This is a genomic window from Actinophytocola xinjiangensis (genome assembly GCF_001921215.1).
GTDB classification, from domain to species: Bacteria; Actinomycetota; Actinomycetes; order Mycobacteriales; family Pseudonocardiaceae; genus Actinophytocola; species Actinophytocola xinjiangensis.
Window position 1 is genome coordinate 340,017 of the sequence record NZ_MSIF01000002.1, and the last position, 26,410, is coordinate 366,426.

General features: G+C 72.0%; 24 protein-coding genes. 14 read left to right on the plus strand and 10 right to left on the minus strand.

The window, feature by feature from the left end:
• Positions 1-5 precede the first annotated feature (5 nt).
• The 3 genes from BLA60_RS06340 to BLA60_RS06350 all read right to left on the minus strand — a co-directional run bounded on the left by BLA60_RS06340 (position 6) and on the right by BLA60_RS06350 (position 3,310).
• Positions 6-1,295, minus strand: coding sequence for an extracellular solute-binding protein (locus tag BLA60_RS06340; protein ID WP_075131786.1), 1,290 nt, complete (start codon positions 1,293-1,295; stop codon positions 6-8).
• A gap of 83 nt (positions 1,296-1,378) precedes the next feature.
• Positions 1,379-2,005 (minus strand): bifunctional 4-hydroxy-2-oxoglutarate aldolase/2-dehydro-3-deoxy-phosphogluconate aldolase, encoded by a 627-nt coding sequence (locus tag BLA60_RS06345; RefSeq protein WP_075131787.1) that lies wholly within the window; start codon positions 2,003-2,005, stop codon positions 1,379-1,381.
• Positions 2,006-2,023: 18 nt separating this feature from the next.
• Entirely contained in the window at positions 2,024-3,310 is a 1,287-nt protein-coding gene (locus tag BLA60_RS06350; RefSeq protein WP_075131788.1) for an amino acid deaminase, read from the minus strand.
• A gap of 133 nt (positions 3,311-3,443) precedes the next feature.
• Between BLA60_RS06350 and BLA60_RS06355 the strand changes: the two genes are divergently transcribed.
• The 3 genes from BLA60_RS06355 to BLA60_RS06365 are packed head-to-tail and all read left to right on the plus strand — an operon-like array spanning position 3,444 to position 5,529.
• Positions 3,444-4,376, plus strand: coding sequence for a sugar kinase (locus tag BLA60_RS06355; RefSeq protein WP_245811877.1), 933 nt, complete (start codon positions 3,444-3,446; stop codon positions 4,374-4,376).
• Positions 4,373-5,152 (plus strand): IclR family transcriptional regulator, encoded by a 780-nt coding sequence (locus BLA60_RS06360; RefSeq protein WP_075132091.1) that lies wholly within the window; start codon positions 4,373-4,375, stop codon positions 5,150-5,152. The genes BLA60_RS06355 and BLA60_RS06360 overlap by 4 nt, the downstream gene beginning before the upstream one ends.
• Positions 5,149-5,529 (plus strand): RidA family protein, encoded by a 381-nt coding sequence (locus BLA60_RS06365; protein ID WP_075131789.1) that lies wholly within the window; start codon positions 5,149-5,151, stop codon positions 5,527-5,529. The genes BLA60_RS06360 and BLA60_RS06365 overlap by 4 nt, the downstream gene beginning before the upstream one ends.
• A gap of 49 nt (positions 5,530-5,578) precedes the next feature.
• On the opposite strand, the gene BLA60_RS06370 is transcribed toward BLA60_RS06365, so the two are convergent.
• A complete protein-coding gene (locus tag BLA60_RS06370) occupies positions 5,579-7,834 on the minus strand; it encodes a glycoside hydrolase family 9 protein (protein WP_075131790.1) in 2,256 nt (751 codons plus the stop codon).
• A 214-nt stretch (positions 7,835-8,048) separates the two neighbouring features.
• Between BLA60_RS06370 and BLA60_RS06375 the strand changes: the two genes are divergently transcribed.
• The 11 genes from BLA60_RS06375 to BLA60_RS06425 all read left to right on the plus strand — a co-directional run bounded on the left by BLA60_RS06375 (position 8,049) and on the right by BLA60_RS06425 (position 20,214).
• Complete coding sequence (locus BLA60_RS06375) at positions 8,049-9,290, plus strand: PQQ-dependent sugar dehydrogenase (RefSeq protein WP_075131791.1); 1,242 nt, start codon at positions 8,049-8,051, stop codon at positions 9,288-9,290.
• A 22-nt stretch (positions 9,291-9,312) separates the two neighbouring features.
• Entirely contained in the window at positions 9,313-9,810 is a 498-nt protein-coding gene (uraD, locus tag BLA60_RS06380; protein ID WP_075131792.1) for a 2-oxo-4-hydroxy-4-carboxy-5-ureidoimidazoline decarboxylase, read from the plus strand.
• Positions 9,807-10,124, plus strand: a complete 318-nt coding sequence (gene uraH / locus BLA60_RS06385; protein WP_075131793.1) for a hydroxyisourate hydrolase — start codon at positions 9,807-9,809, stop codon at positions 10,122-10,124. The genes uraD and uraH overlap by 4 nt, the downstream gene beginning before the upstream one ends.
• A gap of 1 nt (position 10,125) precedes the next feature.
• On the plus strand, positions 10,126-10,995 hold the full coding sequence (pucL, locus tag BLA60_RS06390; RefSeq protein WP_075131794.1) for a factor-independent urate hydroxylase: 870 nt from the start codon (positions 10,126-10,128) through the stop codon (positions 10,993-10,995).
• A 4-nt stretch (positions 10,996-10,999) separates the two neighbouring features.
• On the plus strand, positions 11,000-11,854 hold the full coding sequence (locus tag BLA60_RS06395; protein ID WP_075131795.1) for an FAD binding domain-containing protein: 855 nt from the start codon (positions 11,000-11,002) through the stop codon (positions 11,852-11,854).
• A 3-nt stretch (positions 11,855-11,857) separates the two neighbouring features.
• Complete coding sequence (locus tag BLA60_RS06400; protein ID WP_075131796.1) at positions 11,858-12,325, plus strand: (2Fe-2S)-binding protein; 468 nt, start codon at positions 11,858-11,860, stop codon at positions 12,323-12,325.
• On the plus strand, positions 12,322-13,671 hold the full coding sequence (locus BLA60_RS06405; RefSeq protein ID WP_075131797.1) for an 8-oxoguanine deaminase: 1,350 nt from the start codon (positions 12,322-12,324) through the stop codon (positions 13,669-13,671). Before BLA60_RS06400 ends, BLA60_RS06405 begins: the two co-directional genes overlap by 4 nt.
• Entirely contained in the window at positions 13,668-15,956 is a 2,289-nt protein-coding gene (gene pucD, locus BLA60_RS06410) for a xanthine dehydrogenase subunit D (RefSeq protein ID WP_245811846.1), read from the plus strand. The genes BLA60_RS06405 and pucD overlap by 4 nt, the downstream gene beginning before the upstream one ends.
• Before the next feature lie 507 nt (positions 15,957-16,463).
• The gene (locus tag BLA60_RS06415; RefSeq protein WP_162292910.1) at positions 16,464-18,308 is read left to right on the plus strand and encodes a putative bifunctional diguanylate cyclase/phosphodiesterase; all 1,845 of its coding nucleotides are present in this window, start codon (positions 16,464-16,466) and stop codon (positions 18,306-18,308) included.
• Between the two features lie 230 nt (positions 18,309-18,538).
• Positions 18,539-19,723, plus strand: coding sequence for an elongation factor Tu (gene tuf, locus BLA60_RS06420; protein WP_075131799.1), 1,185 nt, complete (start codon positions 18,539-18,541; stop codon positions 19,721-19,723).
• A gap of 95 nt (positions 19,724-19,818) precedes the next feature.
• Entirely contained in the window at positions 19,819-20,214 is a 396-nt protein-coding gene (locus tag BLA60_RS06425) for a VOC family protein (RefSeq protein ID WP_075132094.1), read from the plus strand.
• 5 nt (positions 20,215-20,219) lie between these two features.
• On the opposite strand, the gene BLA60_RS06430 is transcribed toward BLA60_RS06425, so the two are convergent.
• The 6 genes from BLA60_RS06430 to BLA60_RS06455 form a co-directional block, all read right to left on the minus strand.
• Positions 20,220-20,435, minus strand: coding sequence for a hypothetical protein (locus tag BLA60_RS06430; protein ID WP_342744706.1), 216 nt, complete (start codon positions 20,433-20,435; stop codon positions 20,220-20,222).
• 259 nt (positions 20,436-20,694) lie between these two features.
• Positions 20,695-21,120: a nuclear transport factor 2 family protein gene (locus BLA60_RS06435; RefSeq protein WP_075131800.1), complete on the minus strand. Its 426-nt coding sequence runs from the start codon at positions 21,118-21,120 to the stop codon at positions 20,695-20,697.
• 20 nt (positions 21,121-21,140) lie between these two features.
• The gene (locus BLA60_RS06440) at positions 21,141-21,782 is read right to left on the minus strand and encodes a LysE family translocator (RefSeq protein WP_075131801.1); all 642 of its coding nucleotides are present in this window, start codon (positions 21,780-21,782) and stop codon (positions 21,141-21,143) included.
• A gap of 43 nt (positions 21,783-21,825) precedes the next feature.
• Positions 21,826-23,352, minus strand: a complete 1,527-nt coding sequence (locus BLA60_RS06445) for an alpha-amylase family glycosyl hydrolase (protein ID WP_075131802.1) — start codon at positions 23,350-23,352, stop codon at positions 21,826-21,828.
• 13 nt (positions 23,353-23,365) lie between these two features.
• Positions 23,366-25,198 carry a GH39 family glycosyl hydrolase gene (locus BLA60_RS06450; RefSeq protein ID WP_211288620.1) on the minus strand — a complete coding sequence of 611 codons (1,833 nt, stop codon included), beginning with the start codon at positions 25,196-25,198 and terminating at the stop codon, positions 23,366-23,368.
• A 117-nt stretch (positions 25,199-25,315) separates the two neighbouring features.
• The gene (locus BLA60_RS06455) at positions 25,316-26,395 is read right to left on the minus strand and encodes a LacI family DNA-binding transcriptional regulator (protein WP_075131803.1); all 1,080 of its coding nucleotides are present in this window, start codon (positions 26,393-26,395) and stop codon (positions 25,316-25,318) included.
• Between the last annotated feature and the right edge of the window lie 15 nt (positions 26,396-26,410).

The window sequence follows — 26,410 nt, forward strand, 5'->3', positions numbered from 1 at the left end:
GCCGGTCACCCGGCGAACGCGGCGTCCATCTCGGCCGCGGCGGCCGAGGTCGCCGTGTTCACGTCCAGCTCGCCGGTGGCGACCTGTTGCAGCGCGGTCGGCAGCACGGCCTGCGCGTCGATCTGGGTCCAGGCCGGGGTGGCCGGGACGAAACGCGTGCCGGCCTGAACGGTCTCGATGAACGGCACCAGGAACTCGTCGTCACCGGCGATGCCGTCCTGGACGTCGGTGAAGGTCGGCATGGTGCCCATCGCGTCGTACATGGCGCGCTGGTAGTCCTTGCCGCCCAACAGTCGCACGAACTCCCAGCCGAGCTGGCGGCGGTCGCTGGAGCGCAGCACGCCGAGCAGGTTGCCGCCGGCGAAGGCGGGGGCGATCTGGCCGTCGGTCGTGCCGGGCAGCGGGACCACCCCGTACTTCCCCTTGACCGCGCCCTCGTCGACCGCGGCCCGGTTGAAGTCGCCGCCGATGGTCATCGCCGCCTTGCCACCGGCGAACGCGGCCACCGACTGGCTGCCGGTGAGCTGCGCGCACTGGGCCGGCGGGCAGATGTCCGGCGTGATCAGCTCGGCGTACCGGGCGAAACCCGCACGCGCGGCCGGGCTGTCGATGGTGGCCGACCACGCGTCGCCGTCTCGTTCGGCGATGTCGCCGCCGTGGGCCCACACGTAGGGCAGCAGGGCGAACAGGTACTTGCCGCCGACCGCGATCCCGTACAGGTCGGGTTTCGCCGCGCGGATCGCGCGCGCCGTCTCGGTCAGCTCGGCGAGCGTGGCCGGCGGCTCGAGCCCCAGCTCGGTGAACACGTCGGTGCGGTAGTAGAGCGCGCGGGTGCCGGTGAACCACGGCACGCCGTAGACCTTGTCGTCGATCGTGGCGGTGTCCAGCACGTCGGGCACCAGGTCGGCGCCCTCGTCCCAGGCGTCGAGGTCGGCGGTGAGGTCGGCGAAGCCGTTGGACGCGGCGTAGCCGGCGAGGTCGGTGTTGCCGAACTCGGCGACGTCCGGGGCGCTCGCCGGGTCGTTGAACGCGCCGTTGAACCGGGGGGCGCGGCCGTCGACCGGCAGGTACTCGACGTTGACCGTGACGCCCTCGTGCGCCTGCTCGAACTCGGCGACGGCCCGGTCGACCACCGCCTCCTTCGGACCGTTGCTGGCCTCCTGGAACAGCCACACGGTCAGCTCGCCGGTGGTCTCCCCGCCGCCCTGATCACCGGTGTTGTCCGCCTGCGGCGGCGCGCACGCGGCAACGACGGTGACGACCAGGACGGTGGCGCAGGCATGGCGAAACCTCATCGGACCCCCAGCAGCCGCGACGCTCCGGACACTTCGGATGCTAGGCGCCACAAGGGGTCCGCACAAGGTCTAAACCAATGTCGTCAGCCTGCCTCGGCCACCGCCGCGACGAACTCCCTGGCCCGCTCGCCGATCTCGGCCAGCCGGGACTCGGCGGCCAGCGCGGCACCGACGACCCCGCTGCCGGCGCAGACCGCGAGCGCCCCGGCGGCCAGGTAGCTCGCCGCGTTCCCGGTGGTGACCCCGCCGGTGGCGACCAGCGGAACGTCCGGGTACGGGCCGTGCAGGTCGCTGAAGTAGGCCGGGCCCAGTCGCGCGGCCGGGAACACCTTGACCGCGGTCGCACCGAGGTCCACGGCGGCGGCGACCTCGGTCGGGGTCATCGCGCCGAGCACCACCGGCACCTTCTGCCGGACCGCCTCGGCGGCGACCTCCGGGCGCAGGCCCGGGGTGAGCAGGAACGACGCCCCTGCCGAGATCGCGTCCCGGGCGTCCTGGGCGGACATGACCGTGCCGGCACCGATCACGATTCCGTCCACTGTGGACGCCTGCTCGATGAGCCGGGGGGCGTCCGGTGTGGTCAGCGCGAACTCGACGATCGGCAGGCCGGCCCCGACCAGGGTCCCGGCGAGCCCGACCGGGTCCGGGATGGCCGGCGCGCGGATGATGCACAGCGTGCGGCGGGCGGTCAGTTCGGCGAGCAGGTCCATCGTTCTCCTTGATACTGATCAGAAGTAGGTGCGGACGAGGTCGACGACCATGCCGTCGTCGACCACCGGGATCAGCGTCCACTTGTCGAACGCCGTACACGGGTGGGAGATGCCGAGACCGACCCGGTCGCCGACCGCCAGCGAGTCGTGCCGGACGTAGGCGTGCTGGTCGTTGACCTTGAACACGGTCGCGGTCAGCGGCTCCTCGGTCGTGGCGCCGCGCCGCCGGACCACCTCCGGGTTGGGCAGGTCGGAGTCGAACGGTACGTCCCGGCGTCCGGCGGTGAGCAGCGCCAGCCCCGGCTCCGGCGCGGAGGTGACCTCCGCCCAGATCCGCACGGCCGGCCGCAGCGGCGCCGCGTCGCTGATCCGGGGTGACTCGCCCAGCGGCGACTGGCGGCGGTAGGTGCCGGCGTCGTGGGTGACGTAGGCGCCGCTGCGCACCACCGGCAGCACCGGCAGCCCGCCGGGCCACGGCCCGGCGAACACCTGCGCCACCTGGTCGAAGTAGGCGCTGCCGCCGGCGGTGACGATCACCTCGGCCACGCCGTCGAAGTGTCCCCGCCCGGCCAGTTCCCCGGTCAGCGTGCGCAGTCCGTCCAGCCACGCGTGCACCCGGCCCAGCGCCTCGGCGGTGGTGTCGTGGGTGACCGGGCCCTCGTAGCCGCCGACGCCGACCAGCCGCAGCGCCGGGCTCGCGGCCACCGCCTCGGCGACCGCCACCCCCTCGGCCAGGTCCCGCACGCCGGTCCGCCCGCCGGGGACACCCTGTTCCACCAGCACGTCCACCGGCCGGCGGGTGCCGCGCAGGCCCTCGGTCATCAGCTCGACGCCGCGCACCGAGTCCACCCAGCAGCGGAACCCGAATGACGGGTCGCGGTCGAGTTCCCTGCCCAGCCAGGCCAGCCCGGCGGGGTCGACCAGCTGGTTGGCCAGCAGGACCTGGTCGACGCCGAAGGCCCGGTAGACCCGCAGCTGGCTCAGGTTCGCGCAGGTCTGGCCCCAGGCGCCGTGGTCGAACTGCCGGGCGAACAGCTGCGGGGCCATCGTGGTCTTGCCGTGCGGGGCGTGTGCGAGGCCGTGGGCGGCGCACCAGCCGGCGAACGTGGCGAGGTTGTGTTCCAGCGCACCGGCGTCCAGCGTCATCAGCGGCAGGACGAAACCGCCGGTGGCCAGCTCGCGCCGCTCGGTGACCAGGTCGCCGATGGTCGTGCCCGGCGGCAGGTCCGGCATGCCCTTGAAGCGGTGGTCGACGGGTTCGTCGCGGATCGCGGCGACGGCGTCTCGGTCCAGCTGCCCGGCCATGAGGCTCCTATTGCGTCATATGCAACGGCTATTGCGCTATGTGCCGCACTGGTGTGTAGCATCTCGTTGCCCGACCAGTCAACGCGAGTCCGAGGAGGTCAGCGGCGTGGAGGTGCTCTGTCTGGGCGAGTCCATGGCGCTGTTCGTGCCGGCGCAGGACGGTCCGCCCGAGTCCGTTCGCACCTGGTCACGGACCGTCGGCGGCGCCGAGTCCAACGTGGCCTGCCACCTGGCCGGCCTCGGCGTGCCGTCGGCCTGGGTCAGCGCCGTCGGCGACGACGCGTTCGGCCGCGCGGTCACCGCCTTCGTCGGCGGCTACGGCGTGGACGTCTCCGGCGTGCTGGTCGACCCCGACCGGCCGACCGGCCTCTACGTCAAGGAGTCCGACGGCAGCCCGGTGCGCTACTACCGGCGCGGCTCGGCCGCCTCCGCGCTGGGCCCTGACCTGCTGCCGAAGCTGCCGCTGGACGGCGTGCGGCTGGTCCACACCAGCGGCATCACGCCCGCCCTGTCGGACTCCTGCCTGGCGTTGATGCGCGAGCTGTTCGCGCTCCCACGGACCCACCTGCTGTCCTTCGACCTCAACTGGCGCCCGGCGCTGTGGCCCGGCCGCGACCCCGACGTGCTGCGTGAGCTGGCCGCCGCCGCCGACATCGTGCTGGTCGGCGCCGACGAGGCGGCCACCGTCTGGGGCACCGACGGCCCGGCCGCGATCCGCGCCCTGCTGCCCGAACCCGCCACGCTCGTGGTCAAGCAGGCCGCCGACGGCGCGACGCTGATCGAACGCGACCCGGCCACCGGCGAGGACCGGCCCGAGGTGTTCACGCCCGCGCTGCGGGTGGACGTGGTGGAGGAGGTCGGCGCGGGCGACGCGTTCGCCGCCGGGTTCCTCGCCGCCACCCTGCACGGCACCGCCGGCCCCGGCCACCGGCTGCGCGCCGGCCACCTGCAGGCCGCCGCCGTGCTGCGCACCCGCGACGACGTCTGCGGGCCCCTGCCGGCGGACACCGTCGAGCGCCTGCTGGCCGCCGACGACGCGCAGTGGGCGGCGGCCCACATCCGGTGAGCCAGAGCCTGGACCGGGCGTTGGCCCTGCTCGACGAACTGGCCGACGGCCCCAAGAACCTCGACCAGCTCGCCGTGCGGGTCGGGGTGCACAAGTCGACCGTGCTGCGGCTGCTGCGCACGCTGGAGGCGCGCCGGTTCGTGCAGCGCGCCGACGCGCGCCACTACCGGCTCGGCCCGTCGCTGTTCGACCTGGCCTTCCGGGCCCTGGACGAACGCGACGTGCGCCGCGCGGTCGAGCCGGCGGCCAGGGAACTCAACGCCGCCACCGGACACACCGTCCACCTCGCGTCCTATGAGGACGGTGAGGTGATCTACATCGACAAGTACGAGTCCCGGCACAACGTGCGGATGTACTCGCGCATCGGCCGGCGCGCCCCGCTGCACTGCACCGCCGTGGCCAAGGTCCTGCTGGCCGCGCTGCCCGACGAGGAACGTCGCCGGATCGCCGAGGGCCTGGACTACCACCGGTTCACCGCCGCCACCATCACCGGCGCGCCCGCCTTCCTCACCGAGCTGGCGACCGTGCGCTCGCGGGGTTTCGCGGTGGACGACACCGAGCACGAGGACTTCATCCACTGTCTGGCCGCCCCCGTGCGCGGCGCGCGCGGCGAGGTGCTCGCCGCGCTGTCGCTGTCGGTGCCGGTGGTGCTGCTCGACCGCGACGGGCTGCTGGCCCTCGTCCCGGCGCTGCGTGCCGCCGCGGACCGGGCGTCGGCGGAGTGTGGGTACCAGAACGGTAACCAGGACGGCTGTCAGGACAAGGAGACGCAGTGACCAAGAGCGTGATCTCGCTGCCGGAGGACCGGCGGATCTCGGTGCCGTTGAGCCACGGCATCCGCAAGGGCAACATCCTGCAGGTCGCCGGGCAGGTGGCGCTCGACCCGGCCAGCGGCGAGGTGGTCGGCACCACGGTCGCCGAGCAGACCGTCCAGTGCCTGACCAACGTCGCGGCGATCCTGGAGGCCGGCGGCGCCAGCTTCGAGGACGTGGTGATGCTGCGCGTCTACCTCACCGACACCGCGCACTTCGCCGAGCTGAACGAGGCCTACGCGGCGTTCCTGCCCGAGCCCTACCCCGCCCGCACGACCGTCTACGTGGGACTCCCGGCCGGTTTCCTGGTGGAGATCGACGCGCTGGCGGTACTGGACTGACGGGCGGTGCCCCGGCCGGCGCGACGATGCGCCGACCGGGGCACCGGCCTCAGGCCTGGTCGTCGAGGAACGACGAGATCCAGGCGAGGGCGGAGTTCCAGTTGATCGCCACCTCGTTCGTCGAGTACGACTGGATGTCGTCCACGTAGCAGAACTGTGGCGCGCAGCCGTCCAGCAGGTCGGCGGCGAACGGGTCCTCCAGAGCGGAGTTCGCGCCGCCGGCCAGTGAGCCGGACGGCGGGTTGGGCGAGTTCGGGTCGAGCTGGCGGCCGAAGATCCGGCTGTGCTGGTTCTGCGGCGTCTTCGTTCCCCAGTCGGTGACGTAGGAGTGGTTGAGCGCGTTGCGGCCGAACACGTAGTCCATGCCCTGCAACGCCCCCGCCCGGTAGCGGCGGTCACCGGTCAGGTCGAACGCGGTCGCCAGCACCACCGTGTTGTTGATGATGTTGCCGTTGCCGCCCCAGAAGTAGCTGTCGGCCGCGCCGGGGATCGGCACCCCGTAGGCCTGGCCGGCGATGGTCGCCAGGTACTCGTCGGCCGCCGACACCACGTCCCTGGCCATCATCAGCCGCTTGAACCAGGACAGCCGGCTCGGCACGGTCGCCAGGTCCAGCTTGGCGAGCGCGGCGGTCGATGGCCAGCTGAACCCGTTGGGCTCGAACACCTCGCCGGTGTGGTGCGGGGACGCGGTGAGGTCGGCCAGGTAGCGCTGTTCGCCGGTGGTCAGGTACAGCTCGGCGGCGGCCCAGTAGAACTCGTCGGTCACGTCGTTGTCGCTGTAGGCGCCGCCGCCGATGCCGTCGGCCGGGTCGGCGTAGCGGGCCGGGTTGGCCTTCGCGGCGGTGTAGGCGGTCCGCGCGGCGCTCAGGCAGCGGCTGGCGAACGTGGCGTCGAAGCCCCGGTACAGCCGGCCGCACTGGGCGGCGGTGGCGGCCAGGTTCAGCGTCGCGGCGGTCGATGGCGCGTGCAGCTCACGCGGCTGCGGGTCGTCCTCGGGGGCCAGCGGCAGGCCGGTCCACGCGGCGTCGTGGATCTTGTGGTGGGCCATGCCGGCCAGTGGTTGGCCGGCCGGAACCTGCATACGCAGCAGGAACTCCAGCTCCCAGCGGGCCTCGTCGAGGATGTCGGGCACCCGGTTGCCGCGTTCGGGCACGCGCAGCGTGCTGTCGCCCAGGGCGCCCGGGGTGGCGCTGGGCGCGGTCCGGGTCCGCTCGAAGGTGCTGAGCAGCTGGTAGGTGGCGAGGCCGCCGTTCACGACGTACTTGCCGTGGTCACCGGCGTCGTACCAGCCGCCGCGCACGTCGAGCCGGTGGTCGCAGACCCCGGCCTGGCACGGCACGTCGGTGTCGCCCTGGTTGGGCGCGACGCCGAGGTGGCCGGCGGGGCGGGCGTACTCCTGGCCGACGAGCGCGCCGTCGATCGGGAGGCCGCTGCGCTGGATGTAGAAGAACTGCAACGAGTCCGAGCGCAGGTCGGCGTAGACGTCGCCGATGGCGAACGGGTAGCTGGTCTCGCCGTCGGCACTGAGCGTGTAGCCGGTGCCTTCGGCGGTGACGCGGGAGAAGTCGACGCTGTGTGTGTTCTGGCCCGAGGCCGGGTCGACGCCGCGCGGGGTGGTCTGCCCGGTGGCCACGGCCGTGCCGGACGCGTTGGCCAGGGTCCAGGCCAGCGGCTGGGTGGACTCGGTGACCACGGTGGCGTTCTTCGGGCCGTCGGGCAGGTAGCCGACCTGGTTGACCCGCACCCGTGGTCCGGTGTCCGGTTCGTAGACCGGTGGTTCGGCGCCGCCGGTGAGGGAGACGTTGTCCAGGCAGAAGGTCCACGGCTGGGCTGAGCCGCCGACCTGGAAGGCCACTTGGTCGGCGGCGCTGTCGGTGTCGGCGGTGAAGGTGTAGCTGAACGTCTGCGGCGCGGTGTCCAGGATGGTGGGCGCCGAGAGCCGTTCGGTCCACGGGTCGACCTGGAGCTGCACCTTGGCGAGCACGCCGACGGGGGCCGACGCCGAGGCGTCGAAGGTCAGCTCGTAGGTCTCGCCGGCCTGCAGGGCCAGGTCGTTCTGGCCGACGATGGCGTCCCACGGGTTCACGGTGCCGCCGGCGATCTGGGCGCAGAGTTGGCCGTCGACGACCGAGGCCGGCGCGTTGTCGGTCCACCACCAGGGTGCGGTGCCGGAGTCGAAGGTGCCGTTGTCGATCAGTTCGGGTGGCTGCGCGGCGGCGGCGGAGGGGAACAGGGTGGCGGCGACGAGCGCGGCGGTGCCGGCGGCGACGGATCTGGCCGCGCGACGACGGAACGGGCGAGACACGGCAGGGTCCTTTCCGTGGTGACGACGATGACGACCACGAGAATCTGGGAGCGCTCCCAGTTTTCGCCACCGATCGTGGCCACGCGATGCCGTCCTTGTCAACACGCGGGCCCCGATCGGCCCGAAAAGCCGCCGATTGGCGGGATGGAACCGGCGATCTCCCGGGTACCGTTGGGAGCGCTCCCAGTTCTCGCGACCCCCTTAGGAGCCCTCCATGTCGCGACGGCGCCGTCGCCAGGTGGCCCTGCTGGCCCCTCTGCTCGTGCTCACCCTCTCCGCCCCACTGCTGCCGGCCGCCCAGGCCAGCGACACCACCACCGACACCACCGCAACCACCGGCCCGGTGGCGTCACTGTCCGAGCTGACCGTGGTCAACGAACAGGTCGCCTTCGGCTTACAACGCCCGATCGCCCTCACCGGCCTGCCCGACGGCCGGCTGCTGATCGCCGAGAAACGGGGCACCGTCCGCGTCTACCACCCCGACACCGGACTGGCCGCCGACCCGATCCTCGACCTCACCGACAGGATCGACCCGTCGGACAACGAACGCGGCCTGCTCGGCCTCACCCCGGCGCCCGACTTCGCGCGCACCGGCATGCTCTACGTCTCCTACACCGCCCTGCCCGACGGCCGGCTCACCCTGTCCCGGATGCCGATCACCGCGCCGGACCGCGAACAGATCCTGCTCACCCAGGACCACTCCCAGTACGGCAACCACAACGGCGGGCAGGTCGCCTTCGGCATCGACCGCTACCTGTACTGGTCACTCGGTGACGGCGGCTACGCCAACGACCCGTTCGACACCGGCCAGGACCTGACCACCCTGCTCGGCAAGATCGTGCGCATCGACGTCGGCGGCCCGTGCGGGTCCAAGCCCTACTGCATCCCGCACGACAACCCCTTCGCCAACACCCCCGGCGCGCTGCCCGAGATCTGGGTCTACGGCGTGCGCAACGCGTGGCGCTTCTCCATCGACCCCGCCGACAACTCGCTGTGGATCGGCGACGTCGGCCAGGGCTGGCTGGAGGAGGTCAACCACGTCCGCCAGTGGCAGAGCGGCGCCAACCTCGGCTGGTCCTGCCGCGAGGGCACCACGGTGTTCGACGAGGCCCAGTGCCGCGACGGCCAGCGCTACGTCGACCCGGTCTTCGAGTACGACCACCTCGACGGCAACTGCTCGATCACCGGCGGTGTCGTCTACCGGGGCAGCCAGACCCCCGAGGCACGCGGCGTCTACCTCGCCTCGGACTACTGCTCGACCACCGCCTTCGCCGTACGCCCCAAGCACAACGGCTACGAGAGCGCGGTCGTGGGCACCCTGCCGATCCAGCCGACGGCCATCGCGCCGGACGCCAACGGCGAGTTGTACGTGCTCAGCGATCTGCCCGGCTGGCTCAGCCGCGTGCGGTTCGAACGGGTTGAGCAGGACTCCAGCGTCGGGGCGGCGAATCGCTGAACGAATAAGTACAGTTCCATGGATGTCCGACGACACGGGGCTGGCCCGGCTCAACCACGCTGAGCCGGGCCCGGCCGAGCGGGAGCTGCTGGCCTGCTGCGCCGCCCGTCGCTGGGCCGACGAGATCCTCGCCCGCCGCCCCTACCGCGACCTCGCTGAGCTGCGCGAAGTCTCCTCGACGGTGCTCGCGCGGCTGTCCTGGGGCGACGTGGAGCAGGCCATGGCCGCCCACCCCAGGATCGGCGAGCGGGCCGCCGGGGACGCCCGCGAGGCCGGGTGGTCGCGTGCCGAACAGTCCGGTGTCACCGGCTCGGCCGACGATCTGGTGGCCGGCAACCTCGCCTACGAGGAACGGTTCGGCCACGTTTTCCTGATCTGCGCGACAGGACTGTCCTCGGCGACGATCCTGTCCAGACTGCGGGAGCGGCTGGGCAACGACCGGGACACCGAGCGGGAGGTCGTGCGCGCCGAACTCGGCAGGATCGTGGATCTGCGACTGGGGAAGGCGTTCGCGACGTGAGTCTGTCCACCCATGTGCTCGACACGAGTGCCGGCCGCCCGGCACCCGGTGTCCCGGTGCGCCTGCAGGCCCGTACCGGCGACGGCTGGACGGCCGTCGCCGAGGGCCGCACCGACGCCGACGGCCGGCTGTCCGGCTGGGGCGTGGACGCCCCCGGCGTGTACCGGCTGGTCTTCTCGACCGGCGACCACTTCGGCCAGGAGTCGTTCTACCCGGAGGTGGTCGTCGCCTTCCGGATCACCGACCCGGCCGAGCACTACCATGTCCCGTTGCTGATCAGCCCGTTCGGGTACAGCACGTACCGAGGGAGCTGAGATGGACCTACGCCTTGGCGACAACCAGTACGGCAAGGCCGAGGTGCGGCTGGTGCGCGTCGACCGGGCCGAGGCCGGCCACACGGTCACCGACCTCAACGTCAGCACCGCGCTCGCCGGAGACCTGGACGCCACCCACCTCACCGGCGACAACAGCGGCGTCCTGCCGACCGACACACAGAAGAACACCGTGTACGCGTTCGCCCGCGACGGCGTCGGCGAGCCGGAGGAGTTCGGGCTGCGGCTGGCGCGCCACTTCGTCGACACCACCCCGACGATCACCAGGGCCCGGGTCCACCTGGAGCGCTACCGCTGGGAGCGGATCACCGTCGACGGCCAGCCGGCGCACCACTCGTTCGCCAGGGCGGCCGGCGTCCGCACCGCGACCGTCACCTACGACGGCACCACCGCGTGGGTCGTGTCCGGTCTGACCGACCTGACCGTCATGAACACCACCGGCTCGGAGTTCCACGGCTTCCACCGCGACCGGTTCACCACCCTGCCCGAGGCGACCGACCGGATCCTCGCCACCGCCGTGACCGCCCGCTGGCGCCACGCCACGGACACCGCGAACTGGGCCGAGTCGTTCGGCCTCGCCCGTGGCGCGCTGCTGGAGGCCTTCGCCGACACCCACTCCCGTTCGCTGCAGCAGACCCTGCACGCCATGGGCGAGCGGGTGCTGCGCGGCCAGCCCGACCTGGCGCAGATACGGCTCTCGCTGCCGAACAAGCACCACTTCCTGGTCGACCTGAGCCCGTTCGACCTGGACAACCCCGGCGAGGTGTTCTTCGCGGCGGACCGGCCGTACGGGTTGATCGAGGGCGAGGTGATCCGGGACGGCGCACCGGATCCCGGTCTGGCGTGGTGGTGATCGCGTGGACTTCCTGAGGCCAGGCTCGCTCGACGAGGCGCTCGCGATGAAGGCGGCGACCCCCGAGGCCGTCCCGATCGCCGGCGGCACCGACGTCATGGTCGAGCTGAACTTCGACAAACGCCGCCCGCCGGCCCTGCTCGACCTGGGCCGGGTGGCCGAACTGTCCGGCTGGCGCACCGACGACGGCCACGTGCGCCTTGGCGCGACCGTGCCCTACGCGCGGATCGTCGGCGAACTCGGCGACCTGCTGCCGGGCCTGGCGATGGCCGCGCGCACCGTCGGCTCGCCGCAGATCCGCAACCGGGGCGGCGTCGGCGGCAACCTCGGCTCGGCGTCCCCGGCCGGGGACGCGCACCCGCCGCTGCTGGCCACCGGCGCCACCGTCGAGCTGGCCTCGGTGCGGGGCGTGCGCACGGTGCCGGCCGACGAGTTCTTCCTGGGCCCCAAGCGATCCGTGCTCGCCGCCGACGAGCTGGTCACGGCGGTCACCGTGCCGAGCGCGGCCGGGCCGCAGCAGTTCGCGAAGGTCGGCACGCGCAACGCGATGGTCATCGCGGTCTGCTCGTTCGGCCTCGCGCTGGACACCGGCACGCGCCGGGTCGGCACCGGGATCGGGTCGGCCGGCCCGACCCCGCTGCGCGCGGCGGCGGCCGAGGACTTCGCCGCGGAGGTTCTGCCCTGGGACGACCCGCCGGCACTGACCGACGAGGTGGCCAGGGAGTTCGGCGAACTGGTCGCGGCCGCCGCGACCCCGATCGACGACGTGCGCGGCAGCGCGGCCTACCGCCGGCGCGCGTTGTCGGTTCTCGCCCGGCGCACGCTGCGTTGGGCCTGGCAGGACGTGAGGGTGAGGTAGCGGGTGCGGGTCAACATCGAGATCAACGGCGAGCGGCACACCGCCGACGACGTGTGGCCGGGGGAGAGTCTGCTCTACGTGCTGCGCGAGCGGCTGGGCCTGCCGGGGTCGAAGAACGCGTGCGAACAGGGCGAGTGCGGCTCGTGCACGGTGTACCTGGACGACACCCCGGTGTGCGCGTGCCTGGTCGCCGCCGGCCAGGCCGAGGGCCGGTCGGTGCGCACGGTCGAGGGCCTGGGCACCGAGGACGAGCTGGACCCGGTGCAGGAGGCGTTCGTGCGCACCGGCGCGGTGCAGTGCGGGTTCTGCACGCCGGGTCTGATCGTCGCCGCGCACGAGTTGGTGCACCGCTCCCCGGACGCCACCGACGCCGAGATCCGCGAGGCGCTGGCCGGAAACCTGTGCCGCTGCACGGGTTACGAGAAGATCCTGGACGCGGTCCGGTTGGCGGCCAAGGGGGTCCAGCGGTGAGGATCGTCATCGAGAACGCCGCCATCGTCACCGTCACCGGGGGCGAGTACCCGTCCGGTCACGTCGTCACCAACGACGGGCTCATCGAGTCCGTGGGCGCCGGGCCCGCCCCCGACGGCCCGGTCGACGAGCGGGTCGACGGCACCGGGTGCCTGGTCACGCCCGGCCTGGTGAACACCCACCACCACCTGTACCAGTGGGCCACGCGCGGCATGGCCCAGCAGGCCACCCTGTTCCAGTGGCTCACCGAGCTGTACCCGGTGTGGGCCGGCCTGGACGAGAAGGTCACCCACGCCGCCGCCGTCGCCGGAGTGCTGCGGCTGGCGAGGACCGGCTGCACCACCGTTGCCGACCACCACTACGTCTACCCGCGCCACGGCGGTGACCTGGCCGCCGCCGTGATCGACGCCGCCGCCACCGTCGGCACCCGGATGCACCTGGTGCGCGGCTCGATGGACCGGGGCGAGTCCCACGGCGGCCTGCCGCCGGACTCGGTCATCGAGGACACCGACACGGCGCTGGCCGCCACCGCTGAGGCCATCGACACCCACCACGACCCGTCGCCCCAGGCGTTCACCCGGGTCGCCGTCGGGCCGTGCTCGCCGTTCTCGGTGTCCACCGACCTGATGCGGCTGGCCGCGGAACTGGCGCGGGACAAGGGAGTCCGGCTGCACACCCACCTCGCCGAGACCGTCGACGAGCAGGACCAGTGCCAGGCCGAACACGGCTGCACGCCCGTCGAGTACGCCGAACGCACCGGCTGGCTCGGCGAGGACGTGTGGCTCGCGCACGGCGTGCACCTGTCCGACGACGCCGTCGCCCGCCTCGGCGCCACCGGCACCGGCGTGGCGCACTGCCCCACCTCCAACGGCCGCCTGGGCACCGGCATCGCCCGGATCGCCGACCTGATCGGCGCCGGTGCCCCGGTCGGCCTGGGCGTCGACGGCGCCGCCTCCAACGAGGACGGCGGCCTGGGCGTCGAACTGCGCCAGGCCACCTACCTCGCCCGGCTGCGCGGCGGTCCGGCCGCGCTGACCGCCCGGGGCGCGCTGCGCCTGGCCACCCTCGGCGGCGCGCGCTGCCTGGGCCGGGACGACGAACTCGGCTCGCTGGAACCCGGCAAGCTCGCCGACCTCGCTGTCTGGCGGCTCGACGGCGTCGAACACGCCGGCATCGCCGACCCGGTGGCCGCGCTGGTGTTCGGTGCCCTGCCGCCCCTGGCGCTGCTGCTGGCCGGCGGCCGGCCGGTCGTGCGCGAGGACACCGCCCTGAACGTGTCCGACGTGGACGTGGCGGCGAACCTGCGCCGGGAGAGCGCCCGGCTGCTCGCGGCGGTGGACCGGTGAGCGCCCCCACCCGCCAGGGCGGGTTGACCTCCACCGGCACCGGCGGCGTTGGCGACAGCCCGCAGCGCCCGGACGCGAACCTCAAGGTGCGCGGCGAGTTCGCGTACTCCTCGGACCTGTGGCACGAGGACATGCTGTGGGGGGCGACGCTGCGCAGCCCGCACCCGCACGCGCGGATCCGTGGCCTGGACACGAGTGCCGCGCTCGCCGTGCCCGGCGTGTACGCGGTGCTCACCCACGAGGACGTCCCCGGCGAGAACATCTATGGCCTCGAACACCCCGACCAGCCCGTGCTGGCCGCCGACGTCGTGCGCTACCAGGGCGAACCGATCGCGATCGTGGCCGCCGACCACCCGGAGACCGCCCGCCGCGCCGCCGCCAGGGTCCGCGTCGACTACGAGGTGCTCGACCCGGTGACCGACGCGGCCGCCGCGCTGCGCGCCGACGCACCGGTGCTGCACCCGCACAACCCCGGCGGGAACCTGGTGCGCCACGCCAGGATCCGCCACGGTTCCGGCCCGCTGACCGCCGACGTCGTGGTCACCGGCGAGTACACCGTCGGCATGCAGGACCAGGCGTTCCTCGGCCCGGAGTCCGGGATGGCCGTGCCGGCCGAGGACGGCGGCCTCGACCTCTACATCGCCACCCAGTGGCTGCACGCCGACCGCCGTCAGATCGCCCGCGCGCTGGGCATGGACGAGGAGAAGGTGCGGCTGCACCTGGCCGGGGTCGGCGGCGCGTTCGGCGCGCGCGAGGACCTGTCGATGCAGGTCCACGCGTGCCTGCTGGCGCTGCGGACCGGCAAACCCGTGAAGATCGTCTACGGCCGCGAGGAGTCGTTCTTCGGCCACGTGCACCGCCACCCGGCCGTGCTGCGCTACGAGCACGGCGCCACCCGCGACGGCGACCTGGTGTACGTGCGCGCGTCGATGATCCTCGACGGCGGCGCCTACGCGTCGACCACCGCCGCGGTCACCGGCAACGCCGCGACCCTGGGCGCCGGGCCCTACCAGGCGCCGACCGTCGAGATCGACTGCTACGGCGTCTACACCAACAACCCGCCGTGCGGTGCGATGCGCGGCTTCGGCGCGGTCCAGGCGTGCTTCGCCTACGAGTCCCAGATGGACAAACTGGCGCAGGCGCTTGGCATGTCGCCGGTGGACGTGCGGGTGCGCAACGCCGTCGAGCAGGGCTCGGTGATGCCCACCGGCCAGGTCGTTGACTCCGCCGCCCCGGTCGGCGAGCTGCTGGCGCTGGTGCGTGACCGGCCGCTGCCGCCCGAGCGCGGCGCGACGTTCGACCTGCGCGAGCTGCCCGGCGGGGTGTCGAACACAACCCACGGCGAGGGCGTGGTGCGCGGGGTCGGGTACGGCGTCGGGATCAAGAACGTCGCCTTCTCCGAGGGCTTCGACGACTACTCGACCGCGCGGGTGCGCCTGGAGGTCACCGGCGGCGAGCCGGTGGTGTCGGTGCACACCGCGGCCGCCGAGGTCGGCCAGGGCCTGGTGACGCTCAAGGCGCAGATCGCGCGGACGGAGCTGGGAGTGGCGCGGGTGGTGATCCTGCCCTCGGACACGGCCGTCGGCAGCGCCGGCTCCAGCTCGGCGTCGCGGCAGAGCTACGTGACCGGCGGGGCGGTGCGGGCGGCGTGCGAGCGGGTCCGGGCCGACGTGCTGGCGCTGGCCGGCGGCGCGGCGGCCGGCCTGGCCGGTGGGAAGGTCGTCGACGGCGCCGGCGTCGTGCTCGCCGACCTCGTGGAGGTCCTCGGTGAGGCGGTGGTCGAGCACACCGTGGAGTGGCGCCACCGGCCGACCGAGGCGCTGGACCCGGTGACGGGTCAGGGTTTCGCGCACGTCCAGTACGCGTTCGCGGCGCACCGCGCGGTGGTCGACGTGGACGTGGAGCTGGGTCTGGTGCGGGTGGTGGAGCTGGCGTGCGCGCAGGACGTTGGCCGGGCGATGAACCCGGACGCGGTGGTGGGCCAGATCCAGGGCGGGTCGGCGCAGGGGCTGGGGCTGGCGGTGATGGAGGAGATCCAGGTGGTCGGCGGTGTCGTGCGGAACCCGTCGTTCACCGACTACCTGATACCGACCGTGTTGGACATGCCGCCGATGCCGATCGACGTGCTGGAGCGGGCCGACCCGCACGCGCCCTACGGGCTGCGCGGGGTGGGGGAGCCGCCGACGCTGTCCTCGACCCCGGCGATCGTGGCGGCGATCCGGGCGGCGACCGGAAAGGCGCTGACCAGAGTGCCGGTCCGGCCGGAACACATCGTGGGCGATTGAGCCGTAAGGATTATTGGCGTATCGTCAATTCGGCGATCTGCGTCGGGCAGTAATCGCTATTTCCGGTGTTTCCGTTAACCGCGACGCCGTAACCGTCGGTAGTTCACCCGTTTGGCCCAGCGCCGACCACATAGGGTGTGCATCTGCGGGTGCAGGTGCACACCGTTTGGGTGCAGAGAGCGTGACAACCGGGCTGGTAGCGTCAACCCGCGGCTCACCGGACAAGGACGACGAGAATCCCGATGACATGGTCTATGGACGGCTCCGGTGGATCGACCTGAGTTGGTCGGCGATTGGGCGGGTGCGCTGGCTCAGGTCATCTACATCGCGAGGTCCAGGGACGCGATCGAGCGCGAGCTAGGGGCAGCGCTCGATGTTCTCGTGCGCACCGTCACGGCCGAGCCGTTCGACGAACAACCGGCGACGGCAGTCGCGGAACGACTGGTGGAACTGGGCTTGGTCAGTTCCGAGTGTTTCGAGATGTCGATCAAGGTACTGGGTACGGGCATGCCTCACTTACCTGAGCTCGACGGCAGGGGCGACACGGCCGACAGACTCGTGCGCCTGTTCAGCTCGATGGCGCGCGGCTTCAGCGAGGGGTTGCGGCGCAAGCTCTACGACGAGCAGGAGGACCTGACCAGGGCACTGGTCCAGGCCAGGGAGAACGCCGAGCGCGCGCTGTCGGACAGCGAGGCCCGGTTCGAGGAGATCTTCACCAAGTCGTCGACCGGCATGGCCATCAGCGACCTGGAGGGGACGCTGATCAGGTCCAACCGGGCGCTGACCAAGATCCTCGGCCGGGACCGGGAGAAGGTGCCCACGGCGCGCCTGGAGGACATGTTCCATCCCGAGGACGCCACGTACCTGAAGATGCGCTACCAGGTCCTGCTGGACGACGACACGATCCCGTTCCGCGAACGCCGCCGCCTGGTCCGCGAGGACGGCGAGGAGGCGCTGGTCTTCCTGTCAGCCTCGGTCCTGCGTGATCCGGACGGGACCGCGCGCTACTTCGTCACCTCCGCCGAGGACGTCTCGGACAAGTACCTGCTGGAGGACCAACTCCACTTCCAGGCCACCCACGACGCGCTGACCGGCCTGGTGAACCGCCCCCGGTTCATCGGCAGACTCGAAGAGGCACTGCGCGGAAGACAGTCGCACGACGACGTCACCGTGTTCCACCTGGATCTGGACGGCTTCCGGGCGATCAACAACGGCCTGGGCAGAGAGGTCGGGGACCGCCTGCTCCAGACCGTGGCCGCCCGCCTTCGCGACGTGTTCGGGTCCGAGAAGGCGATGGTCGCCCGCTTCGACGGCGACGAGTTCGGCATCCTCGTCGAGAACACCTCCGACACCCCCAGCGTGGAGAACCTGGCCGCCCGCATCAACGAGGACCTGGCGGAGCCGGTCTACCTCGGCGACCAGGGCGTGGCCGCGACAGCGAGCATCGCCGTCATGCACCGCCCACCCAGGGACTCCCTGCCCGCCAACGTCCTGAGAGCCACCGACATCACCCTCCAACGGCTCAAGACGACGGGCCGCCGCCAGTGGGGCATGGTCGACCTGGAGGCCAACGAACGCGACCGCGCCCGCTTCTCCCTGGCCAGTTCACTGCCCGGAGCGTGGGAGAACGGCGAACTGGAACTGGAGTACCAGCCACTCGTCGCGGTCAACGGCCGCGCGGTGGACGCGGTCCAGGCACTCCTGCGCTGGGACCACCCGGAGCACGGACGCCTCGACCACGAACGCTGCCAGGAGATCCTCGCCGAGACCGGCCTGGCACTGCCGATCGGCCGCTGGCTGCTGACCAGGGCCTGCGAACAACTCAGGTCATGGGCTGACCGGTTCGACGGCGGTTTACCCAGGCTGTACGTGGAGTTGAGCCGCGAGGTGGCTGCGGATCCCGACCTGGTGTCCAGCGTTCAGGAGGTCCTGACCGAGGCCGGTCTCGGCGCCGACCAACTGTGGCTGGGAATGCCGGTCCAGGCCCTGTGTATGAACGACGGGCTCGCCGAGGACAACCTGGAAGTGCTGGGGGACTTGGGGATTTCCGTTGTCCTGTACAACTTCGGCACCACCCGGGGAGACCTCGCCTGCCTGGAGGACCTGTCGGTCGCCGCGGTGAAGATGTCGGCGGCCGTCGTCGCCCGGGTCGCGCGGGAGACCTCGCTGTTCGCGCGGTCGATACGTCAGTTGGTGCCGCTGGTGCGTGAGGCGGGGACGCCGGTGATCGTGGGGCACGTCGACACGGCGGCGCAGTTCGAGTGGTGGGCCGGGCTCGACGTCGAGACCGTGCAGGGTGACTTCACGGGTGCCGCTTCGTCCTCCCAGGACGCCGAGCACTTCTTCGTGTGAGTGTCGTCGTGAAAACCGGATGACGACGCCGCGACCACCTGGCATCCTCACCACCATGTTCCTGGCATCCACGATCGCTACACCCGCGGGCATCGCCCTGCCGGGTGCGGTCGCGGATCGGCTGGCCGCATCCCGACGCTGACCCTCCTCACACGCGTCCCGGGGAACCCCCGGGGAGGGTCGGCCTCCCAGCGGTTCCCCCTTTTCCAGCCAGGCCAGAGGAAAACGAGATGCGCAAGGAATTCCAACGGACGAAGCCGCACCTGAACATCGGCACGATGGGTCATGTCGACCACGGCAAGACCACGCTCACGGCCGCGATCACGAAGGTTCTGGCCGAGTCCGACCCGGACAGCACGAGCTACGTCGCCTTCGAGGGGATCGACCGGGCGCCGGAGGAGCAGGCCAGGGGCATCACGATCAACATCGCCCACGTGGAGTACGAGACGGCCACGCGGCACTACGCGCACGTGGACATGCCGGGTCACGCCGACTACGTGAAGAACATGATCACCGGCGCCGCCCAGCTGGACGCCGCGATCCTGGTGGTGTCGGCCGAGGACGGGGCGATGCCGCAGACGCGCGAGCACATCGTGCTCGCCCGGCGGATCGGGGTGCCGCACGTGATCGTCGCGTTGAACAAGGCCGACGTGGTGACCGACGTTGACCTGCTCGACCTGGTGGAGCTGGAGTTGCGGGAACTGTTGTCCCACCACGGTTTCGACGGTGCGGCGGTGCCGTTCGTGCGGGTGTCGGGGCTGGGGGCGCTGCGCGGGGAGCCGCGGTGGACCCAGGCCGTGCGGGACCTGCTGGCGGCGGTGGACGAGCACGTGCCGTTGCCGGTGCGTGCCCTGGACCTGCCGTTCCTGATGCCGGTGGAGAACACGATGACGATCACCGGCCGGGGAACGGTGGTCACCGGCGCGATCGAGCGCGGAACGGTCGCGCTCGGGGACACGGTGGAGGTGTTGGGGTTCGGCGCCGGCCGGACCAGTGTGGTCACCGGTCTGGAGACGTTCGGCAAGTCGTTGCCGCGTGCCGAGGCCGGCGACAACGCCGCGGTTCTGCTGCGCGGTGTCCGCCGTGACGAGGTGCGGCGGGGTCAGGTGCTGTGCGTGCCCGGCAGCGTCACCGAGCACGAGACGTTCACCGCGCACGTGTACCTGCTCTCCGCCGGCGAGGGTGGCCGGCGCACCGGGTTCACGTCCGAGTACCGCCCGCAGTTCCACTTCCGCACGGCCGACGTTCCCGGCACGGTGACCCTGACCGAGACCCCGCTCGCCCTCCCCGGCGACTCGGTCACGATGTCGGTCCACCTCGGCAGGCCGGTCCCGCTGACCCCCGGCCAGGGTTTCGCCATCCGGGAGGGCGGCCGGACGGTGGGTGCGGGCACCATCGCCACCCTGCCCACCTGAACAGCGGGGGCGGTCCACCGTGGACCGCCCCCGCCTCCGGTCGTTCCCGGCGGGGGAGCGGCGCCGACCGGGGTGGGCAGGGCATGCTGGAGGGCATGGAGTTCCTGCGGAGTCGGATCATTGTGCGGCCGCGTGACCCGGAGCGGTCGTTGCGGTTCTACCGGGACACGCTCGGCCTGGCGATCTACCGGGAGTTCCCCGGTGGAACGGTCTTCCTCGCCGGTAACGGGCTGGTGGAGGTGTCCGGCACGGGCAGCGCCGGGCCAGGGCCGGACGTCGTGCTCTGGTTGCAGGTTCGGGACCTGGCCGCCACGGCCAGCGAGCTCACTGAACGTGGTGTGGACATCGTGCGGGAGCCCCGGCGGGAACCGTGGGGTCTGGTGGAGATGTGGATCGCGGACCCGGACGGGTTGCGGATCGTGATCGTGGAGATTCCGGCCGACCATCCACTTCGGGTAGACCAGCGCTCTATTGAGAAAACGGAGAAATAAAAGGGTCAGGCGGCCGCTGGGGCCAATGCGGCGACGCCGGCTTCGGTCAGTCTGGCCGGGACCAGGTCGCCGATCGCGCCGGTGGCCACGGGTTCGATCAGGCCGGCGTGTGCCAGTGAGTGCGCCATGTACTGGTCACAGCAGGCCACGTCATCGATGAACAGGTCAGGTTCGCTGCTGCAGCTGATGGTCGCCCGTCCGGCGACGACCGCGCGGAGCATCGAGAGTGCTCGGTGGTTCAGACCTTCTGGCAGTGGTACGACGAGGGCGGACATCATCTTTTCCCCGGTACTGTTGGCTTCCCCTGCGAGTCTGTTGTAGCACTCGTCCCTGACAGATCGTTGGATGCTCGCTGACCCCGATCGGTTTCATCGAAGTTTCCGAACGAGTTGTTACCCAACAGGAGTGCCCCTCGGCCCGGCCAGATACGCTTGGTCTTGACCAATCGTGACCTCGTCACCCGATTGATGTAGACCTGGCTTACCGATCGAGTTTTGCTCGCACCCACGTCGGCCACCCGCGCGGACGCCGGGCGAACGCACCGAGCAGTCGCAGACCGTCGAAGTTCGCGACGCGTTCGGCGATGAGGCCGTCACGGAGCACAATCTTGTCGACGGTGACCCACTCGATCGGGCGTCGCCCGAACGTGCCGGAGAGTTTGAGTTCGACAAACACGGTGTCCTCGCCGGTCGACGCCCACGTCAGCACCTCCCCGCGCAGGTCGGGGATGGTCTGGAGCAACTCGTCGAGGAAGTTCGACAGGCCGTCGTGCCCGCGCGCCGTCGTGGACAGCGGCTGGCTGAACGTGGCGTCGGGCTGGGTCAGCGCCACCAGGCCCTCGACGGTCGGCGCCGCCCACGCGTCGGCGAACCGGCGGACGAACGTCGGCGTGTCGGTCTGGTACATGGCCTCACGCTAACGGAACGTCAGGCCGGGGCCGGCGAGCGGTCGGTGGCCAGCCGGACCGCCAGCCCACCCAGCACCCCACCCATCACGTAACGCTGGGCGCGCAGCCACCCCGGCCGCCGGCGCAGGAACCCGGCGAGCGACCCGGCCCCCAGCGCCACCAGGGCGTTGACCAGCACCGCGACCACCACCTGGATCGACCCCAGGGTCAGGCTCTGCAACGCCACCGACCCCCGCTCGTGGTCGATGAACTGCGGCAGCAGCGCCACGTAGAGCACCGCGATCTTCGGGTTGAGCAGGTTGGTGACCAGGCCCATGGTGAACAGCCGGCGCGGCCGCTGCACCGTCAGCTCCCTCGGCTCGAACGCCGACCGCCCGCCGGGCCGCACCGCCTGCCACGCCAGGTACAGCAGGTACGTGGCGCCGGCGATCTTGAGCACCGTGTACGCCGCCGGCACCGCCACGAACACCGCCGTGAGCCCGGCCGTCGCGGCGGCCAGGTAGACGAGGAAACCGACCGCCACGCCGAGCAACGACACCAGCCCGGCGCGGCGACCCTGGGTGATCGACCGGGACACCAGGTAGATCATGTTCGGCCCGGGGGACAGGGCCATGCCCAGCGACACCAGCGCGATCCCGGCAGCGGCCGTCCAGCTCACCATGCGCCCAGCCTACGTTCGCGCTGGTGGGGCTCCCACCAGGTGGTCAGCGGCGGAACACGGCGTAGCCGAAACCGTCGGCCACCAGCCGGCCGCCCTCGTACCGCACGCCCTCGCCGAGCACCCGGTCGCCGGGCGCGGGGATGTCGGCGGTCGCCCGGGTGAAACCCGGGTTGATCGCCACGGTGAACTCGCCGCGCCGGTAGACCAGGGGCAGACCGGGGTTGACGATCTCCAGGCCGCCGCCGGTGCCCAGGGCGGGGTTGTCCCGGCGCAGCGCGATCAGCTCACGCACCAGGGTGAGCTGCGAGCCCGGGTCGTCGCGCTGGCCGGCGACGCTGGCCCGCTCCGGCGACGGGTCGGGCGGCAGGTAGGTGACGTCCGGGTCGGCGGCGTCCCACTGCATCGGCGTGCGCGAGCCGGCCCGGTTGTAGCCGGCGTGCACCGGGCCCAGCACGCTGCCCTCGAAGTCGGGCAGGCCCGGCTGGTACTGCATGCCGATCTCGTCGCCGTAGTAGATCGCCGGCAGGGTCTGCCAGGTCAGCAGGAACACCAGGGCGGTGCGGGCCTGGTAGGGCGTGCGGGAGCCGGCGACCAGGCGGGGGAAGTCGTGGTTGGCCGAGGGCAGGATGATGTGCCCGCCGTCACCGATGATCGTCCTGGCGGTGGCCCACTCGGCCAGGAAGTCGGCGATCGAACCCTCGCCGGAGGCGTCGAAGAAGCACGGCCGGGGCCGCCAGGTGCTGTCGTAGGCCGCGCCGTTGTGGAACAGCGAGCGGAACGCCCGGCTGGAGCCGAAGTGCAGGAAGAAGTCGGCGTGGAAGCCGGCGGGCACCGACACCTGTGGCTGGGCCCACTCGCTGAGCAGCGCCGCGTCCGGGTGGGTGGTGTCGATCCACGACCGCAGCTCGCGCCACAGCTTGGCGGTCTCGACCTTGCCGGCGTCGTCCTTGACCAGCGACGCCGCCATGTCCACGCGGAAACCGGACACGCCAAGGCGCAGCCAGTGGTCCATGATCTCGCGCAGTGCCTGCCGGTTGGCGCGCGGGCCGTCGGCGTCCACCGGCTGGCGCCACGGCTGGGCCTGGTCCATCCGCGCGTAGCCGAAGTTCAGCGCGGGCTGGACGGGGAAGAAGTTGGGCAGGTAGTAGCCCTCGCGACTGCCGGGCGAGGGCTGGAAACCCTCGGCCGGGCGGTCGGACCAGATGTAGCGGTGGTCGCCGGGGTCGTTGGCGGAGTGGGTGAACCACGGGTGCTGGTCGGAGGTGTGCCCGGCGACGAGGTCGAGCAGGACCCGGATCCCGCGTCCCCTGGCCGCCTCGACGAGGCTGACCAGGTCGTCGGTGGTGCCGTAGCGGGGGTCGATCGCCAGGTAGTCGGCGACGTCGTAGCCGGCGTCGCGCATGGGGGAGACGAAGCACGGGTTGAGCCAGACGGTGTTCACGCCCAGCCAGCTCAGGTAGTCCATCCTGGACTCGATGCCGGCGAGGTCGCCGATGCCGTCGCCGTTGCTGTCGGCGTAGCTCTGCGGGTAGATCTGGTACAGGACGGCGTCGGCCAACCAGTCGGGCATGCGAACCTCCTCGTCACTGCCGCCGGGTGAGGCGCAGGGATCGGATACCGGGCATGGGTAGCTCCACGGTCACCGTCGCGGTGCCCGTCGTCTCCACCCTGCCAAGGTAGTCGACACCGAGGGTGTCGCCGAGTCGCAGTGCCTGCCACTGGGTGTCGGTCGGCCAGGTGTGGCCGTCGAGGTCACGCCAGGTGCGGCCGATGTTGCCGTGCCGCTCGTCGACCCGCCGGGAGGTCAGCTCGTAGGTTCCCGGTGTCAGGCCCGATACCTCGACGTCGACCGTCCGGTCGAGAGCCGGGCAACCGTCGATTTTGGACTGGTCGAGGGTTCCGTTCCACACCAGTACGTCCACTGTGGACTCCGTGGTGGTGGCGAGCGCCTCGACCATCGCCTCGGCGCCGTCGCCGGTGACCGCCGCCGGGACCCGGCCGCCGGCCAGCCCGGAAAGCAGGGCCAGCGCCCAGAACCGGGGCTTGCGCAGGTTGCCGACGGTCAGCAGGCCGAACCCGCCGTGCAGCAGCTCCGGCGCCCAGCCCTGTTCCTCGAACTGGTCGGAGGCCACCCAGTAGGCCAGGCAGTCGGTGGTGTCCAACGCGCTCTTCATGCCCCGCAGCAGGAACGGCGCGGCGAAGACGGTGTCGTTGACCCGGTGGAAGTGGGTGGGCGTGACGCCCCACTCGGTCCACAGGATCCTCGGCTCCGGCCGCCCGGTGTGCTCGGCGAACGAGCGGGTCAGCGGCCGCAGGTCCAGCGGCGCGTTGCCGTAGGTGTGGGTGGAGACGAAGTCGACCGGGACCTCGCCCGCCCGGCAGTGTTCCAGCAGCGCCCCGACCCAGCCGGCGGCGGCCGAGGACGGCCCGCCGACCGGGATGCGCGGGTCGACGCCCTTGACCGCGCGGGCGGCGACCTCGTACAGGCGCAGGTAGTCGGCCTGGGTGCCGTTCCAGAAGACCGCCAGGTTGGCCTCGTTCCAGACCTCGAAGTCCCAGCCGGCGACCTCGTCGGCGCCGTAGCGCTCGCGCAGGTGCACGGTCAGGTCGCGCACCAGGTCGCCCCAGCGTGACCAGTCGGCCGGCACCGACACCTGCGCCCCGTAGGCGAAGACCGTGTGGTCGGGGTCCGCGCACAGCTCCCGTGGCAGGAACGACAGCTCGACGACGGGCTTGAGACCGAGGCCGAGGAACCGGTCGTAGACGGCGTCGAGCCCGGTGAAGTCGAACGTCCCGTCGGCGTTGACGGTGACCGTCTCCGGCAGGAACGTGCCGTGCGCGCGGACCGCCGCCACCCCGATCTCGTCACGCATGATCCCCAACGCCTCGGCGAACTCGGCGGCGACGTCCGAACCGCCGGGGCCGGGCCCGTCCCACAGCAGCAGGGACAGGTGCTCGGACCCGATCACCCGCCGCCACACGTCCGGCAACGGCCCCGGCGGCGCGCCGGCGTCGACGGCGACCCGCGCCCGCGACGGCAGCGGCCCGGCGGCCAGCGGGACGGCCGACGCGGTCGCCGACAGCGGCCCCGCCGAGCCGTCCGACCAGGTGGCGACCCGGTAGTGGTACCGAACACCCGGCTCGACGAGGGTGTCGGCGTAGGGCGGGTGCGGGACGGCGAGCACGTCGCCGCCGAGGTGGTCCAGCGGCGTGAACGGGCCGTCCTGGTGGCTCGCGCGGTGGACGAGGTAGCCGAGCGCGTGCTCCACCCTGGGCCAGTCGAGCCGGACCAGGCCGGTGCCGGCCGTGGCGGTGAGGGTGGCCGGCGGGGGGAGTTCGGTGGTCCCGGCCAGCGGGCGGGCGTCGGTCATGACGCGTGCCCCCGGGGTCGGCGTGGTGGTCGGTTCGCTGCGCAAGCCTGGCTCACGGCGGCCCCTCGTCGCGTGTACCCGCATCCTGTAAGCGCATACACTAGGCGGCCCGCGCGGCCACCGGCAAGGCACGAAAACCTCAGCGCAGCCACTCGCCTGGCATCAGCCGAGCCGGGACAGGCCGGCCTCCGGCGCCGGTGACGGGCACCCGCAACTCTCCCGCCGGGTCTGGGTCACCGGCAGCAGCATCGACCTCGGCGACCGGTTCGGCTCGCCCAGTCGCTCCACCAGCAGGTCCACCGCCGCCTCACCGAGCTTGCGCATCGGCTGGGTCACGGTGGTCAGCGACGGGCGCACCATGCGGCCAAGCGGGATCCCGTCGAAGCCGACGACCGCCACGTCCTGTGGCACGCGCAAACCCTGACGCTCCAACGCCTGCAACGCGCCGAGCGCCATCTGGTCGTTCGCGCACACCATCGCCTCCGGCGGCTGGCCGACGCGCTGGAGCAGCCGGTCGGTCGCCGCCCGGCCGTCGGCCTGGGTGAAGTTGCCGCGCGTGTCCGGTTCGTCCGGCACGGCCAGGCCGGCCGCCGCGCACGCCCGCTGGAAGCCGTGGAACCGGGCCTCCGCGTCCGGCGAATCCGTTGTGCCGCCGAGGAAAGCCAGCCTCCGCAGGCCGTGGTCCCTGATCAGGTGGGTCGCCATCTCGTACTCGCCGTCGGCGTTGGCGACCTCAAGGTGGTCGAGGTGGTCGATCTCGCGCGGCCCGGCGATCATCACCACCGGCAGTCGCCGCGAGATGATCTCCAGGTCCTCGGTCGGCACCGTCCGCGCCAGCACCGCGAACCCGTCGACCCGGCCGGCGACCTTCGCCACCAGGCTCTCCGGGCCGCCGGCCAGCGACGCGGCGATCAGCAGCGCGTACCCGTGCCGGCGCGCGGCCCGCTCCATGCCCCGGGTGATCTCGTCGGCGTAGAGCATCTGCTCGGGATCGTCGGCCGCGCCGTCGTCCTCCACCTCGGGGTCGGCGTAGTCGGGGAAGCACAGGCCGAGCACACCGGTGCTGCGGCTGGCCAGCCCGCGCGCGTTCCCGCTCGGCACGTAGCCGAGTTCGCGCGCCACCGCGAGCACCCGGTCCCTGGTCTGCGACCGGACCGTGTCGGGGTTGCGGTAGACGCGTGACACCGTGGCGATCGACACCTGTGCCCGCTTGGCGACGTCGTAGACCGTGGGGGCGCCCATCTGCCTCCCTGGAAG

Excerpts from the sequence above, each read along its gene's own strand:
- BLA60_RS06340 (WP_075131786.1), bottom strand. The coding sequence starts at position 1,295 with ATGAGGTTTCGCCATGCCTGCGCCACCGTCCTGGTCGTCACCGTCGTT.
- BLA60_RS06345 (WP_075131787.1), bottom strand. The coding sequence starts at position 2,005 with ATGGACCTGCTCGCCGAACTGACCGCCCGCCGCACGCTGTGCATCATC.
- BLA60_RS06350 (WP_075131788.1), bottom strand. The coding sequence starts at position 3,310 with ATGGCCGGGCAGCTGGACCGAGACGCCGTCGCCGCGATCCGCGACGAA.
- BLA60_RS06355 (WP_245811877.1), top strand. The coding sequence starts at position 3,444 with ATGGCGCTGTTCGTGCCGGCGCAGGACGGTCCGCCCGAGTCCGTTCGC.
- BLA60_RS06375 (WP_075131791.1), top strand. The coding sequence starts at position 8,049 with ATGTCGCGACGGCGCCGTCGCCAGGTGGCCCTGCTGGCCCCTCTGCTC.
- uraD (WP_075131792.1), top strand. The coding sequence starts at position 9,313 with ATGTCCGACGACACGGGGCTGGCCCGGCTCAACCACGCTGAGCCGGGC.
- pucL (WP_075131794.1), top strand. The coding sequence starts at position 10,126 with ATGGACCTACGCCTTGGCGACAACCAGTACGGCAAGGCCGAGGTGCGG.
- BLA60_RS06415 (WP_162292910.1), top strand. The coding sequence starts at position 16,464 with ATGCCTCACTTACCTGAGCTCGACGGCAGGGGCGACACGGCCGACAGA.
- tuf (WP_075131799.1), top strand. The coding sequence starts at position 18,539 with ATGCGCAAGGAATTCCAACGGACGAAGCCGCACCTGAACATCGGCACG.
- BLA60_RS06425 (WP_075132094.1), top strand. The coding sequence starts at position 19,819 with ATGGAGTTCCTGCGGAGTCGGATCATTGTGCGGCCGCGTGACCCGGAG.
- BLA60_RS06430 (WP_342744706.1), bottom strand. The coding sequence starts at position 20,435 with ATGCTCCGCGCGGTCGTCGCCGGACGGGCGACCATCAGCTGCAGCAGC.
- BLA60_RS06435 (WP_075131800.1), bottom strand. The coding sequence starts at position 21,120 with ATGTACCAGACCGACACGCCGACGTTCGTCCGCCGGTTCGCCGACGCG.
- BLA60_RS06440 (WP_075131801.1), bottom strand. The coding sequence starts at position 21,782 with ATGGTGAGCTGGACGGCCGCTGCCGGGATCGCGCTGGTGTCGCTGGGC.
- BLA60_RS06445 (WP_075131802.1), bottom strand. The coding sequence starts at position 23,352 with ATGCCCGACTGGTTGGCCGACGCCGTCCTGTACCAGATCTACCCGCAG.
- BLA60_RS06455 (WP_075131803.1), bottom strand. The coding sequence starts at position 26,395 with ATGGGCGCCCCCACGGTCTACGACGTCGCCAAGCGGGCACAGGTGTCG.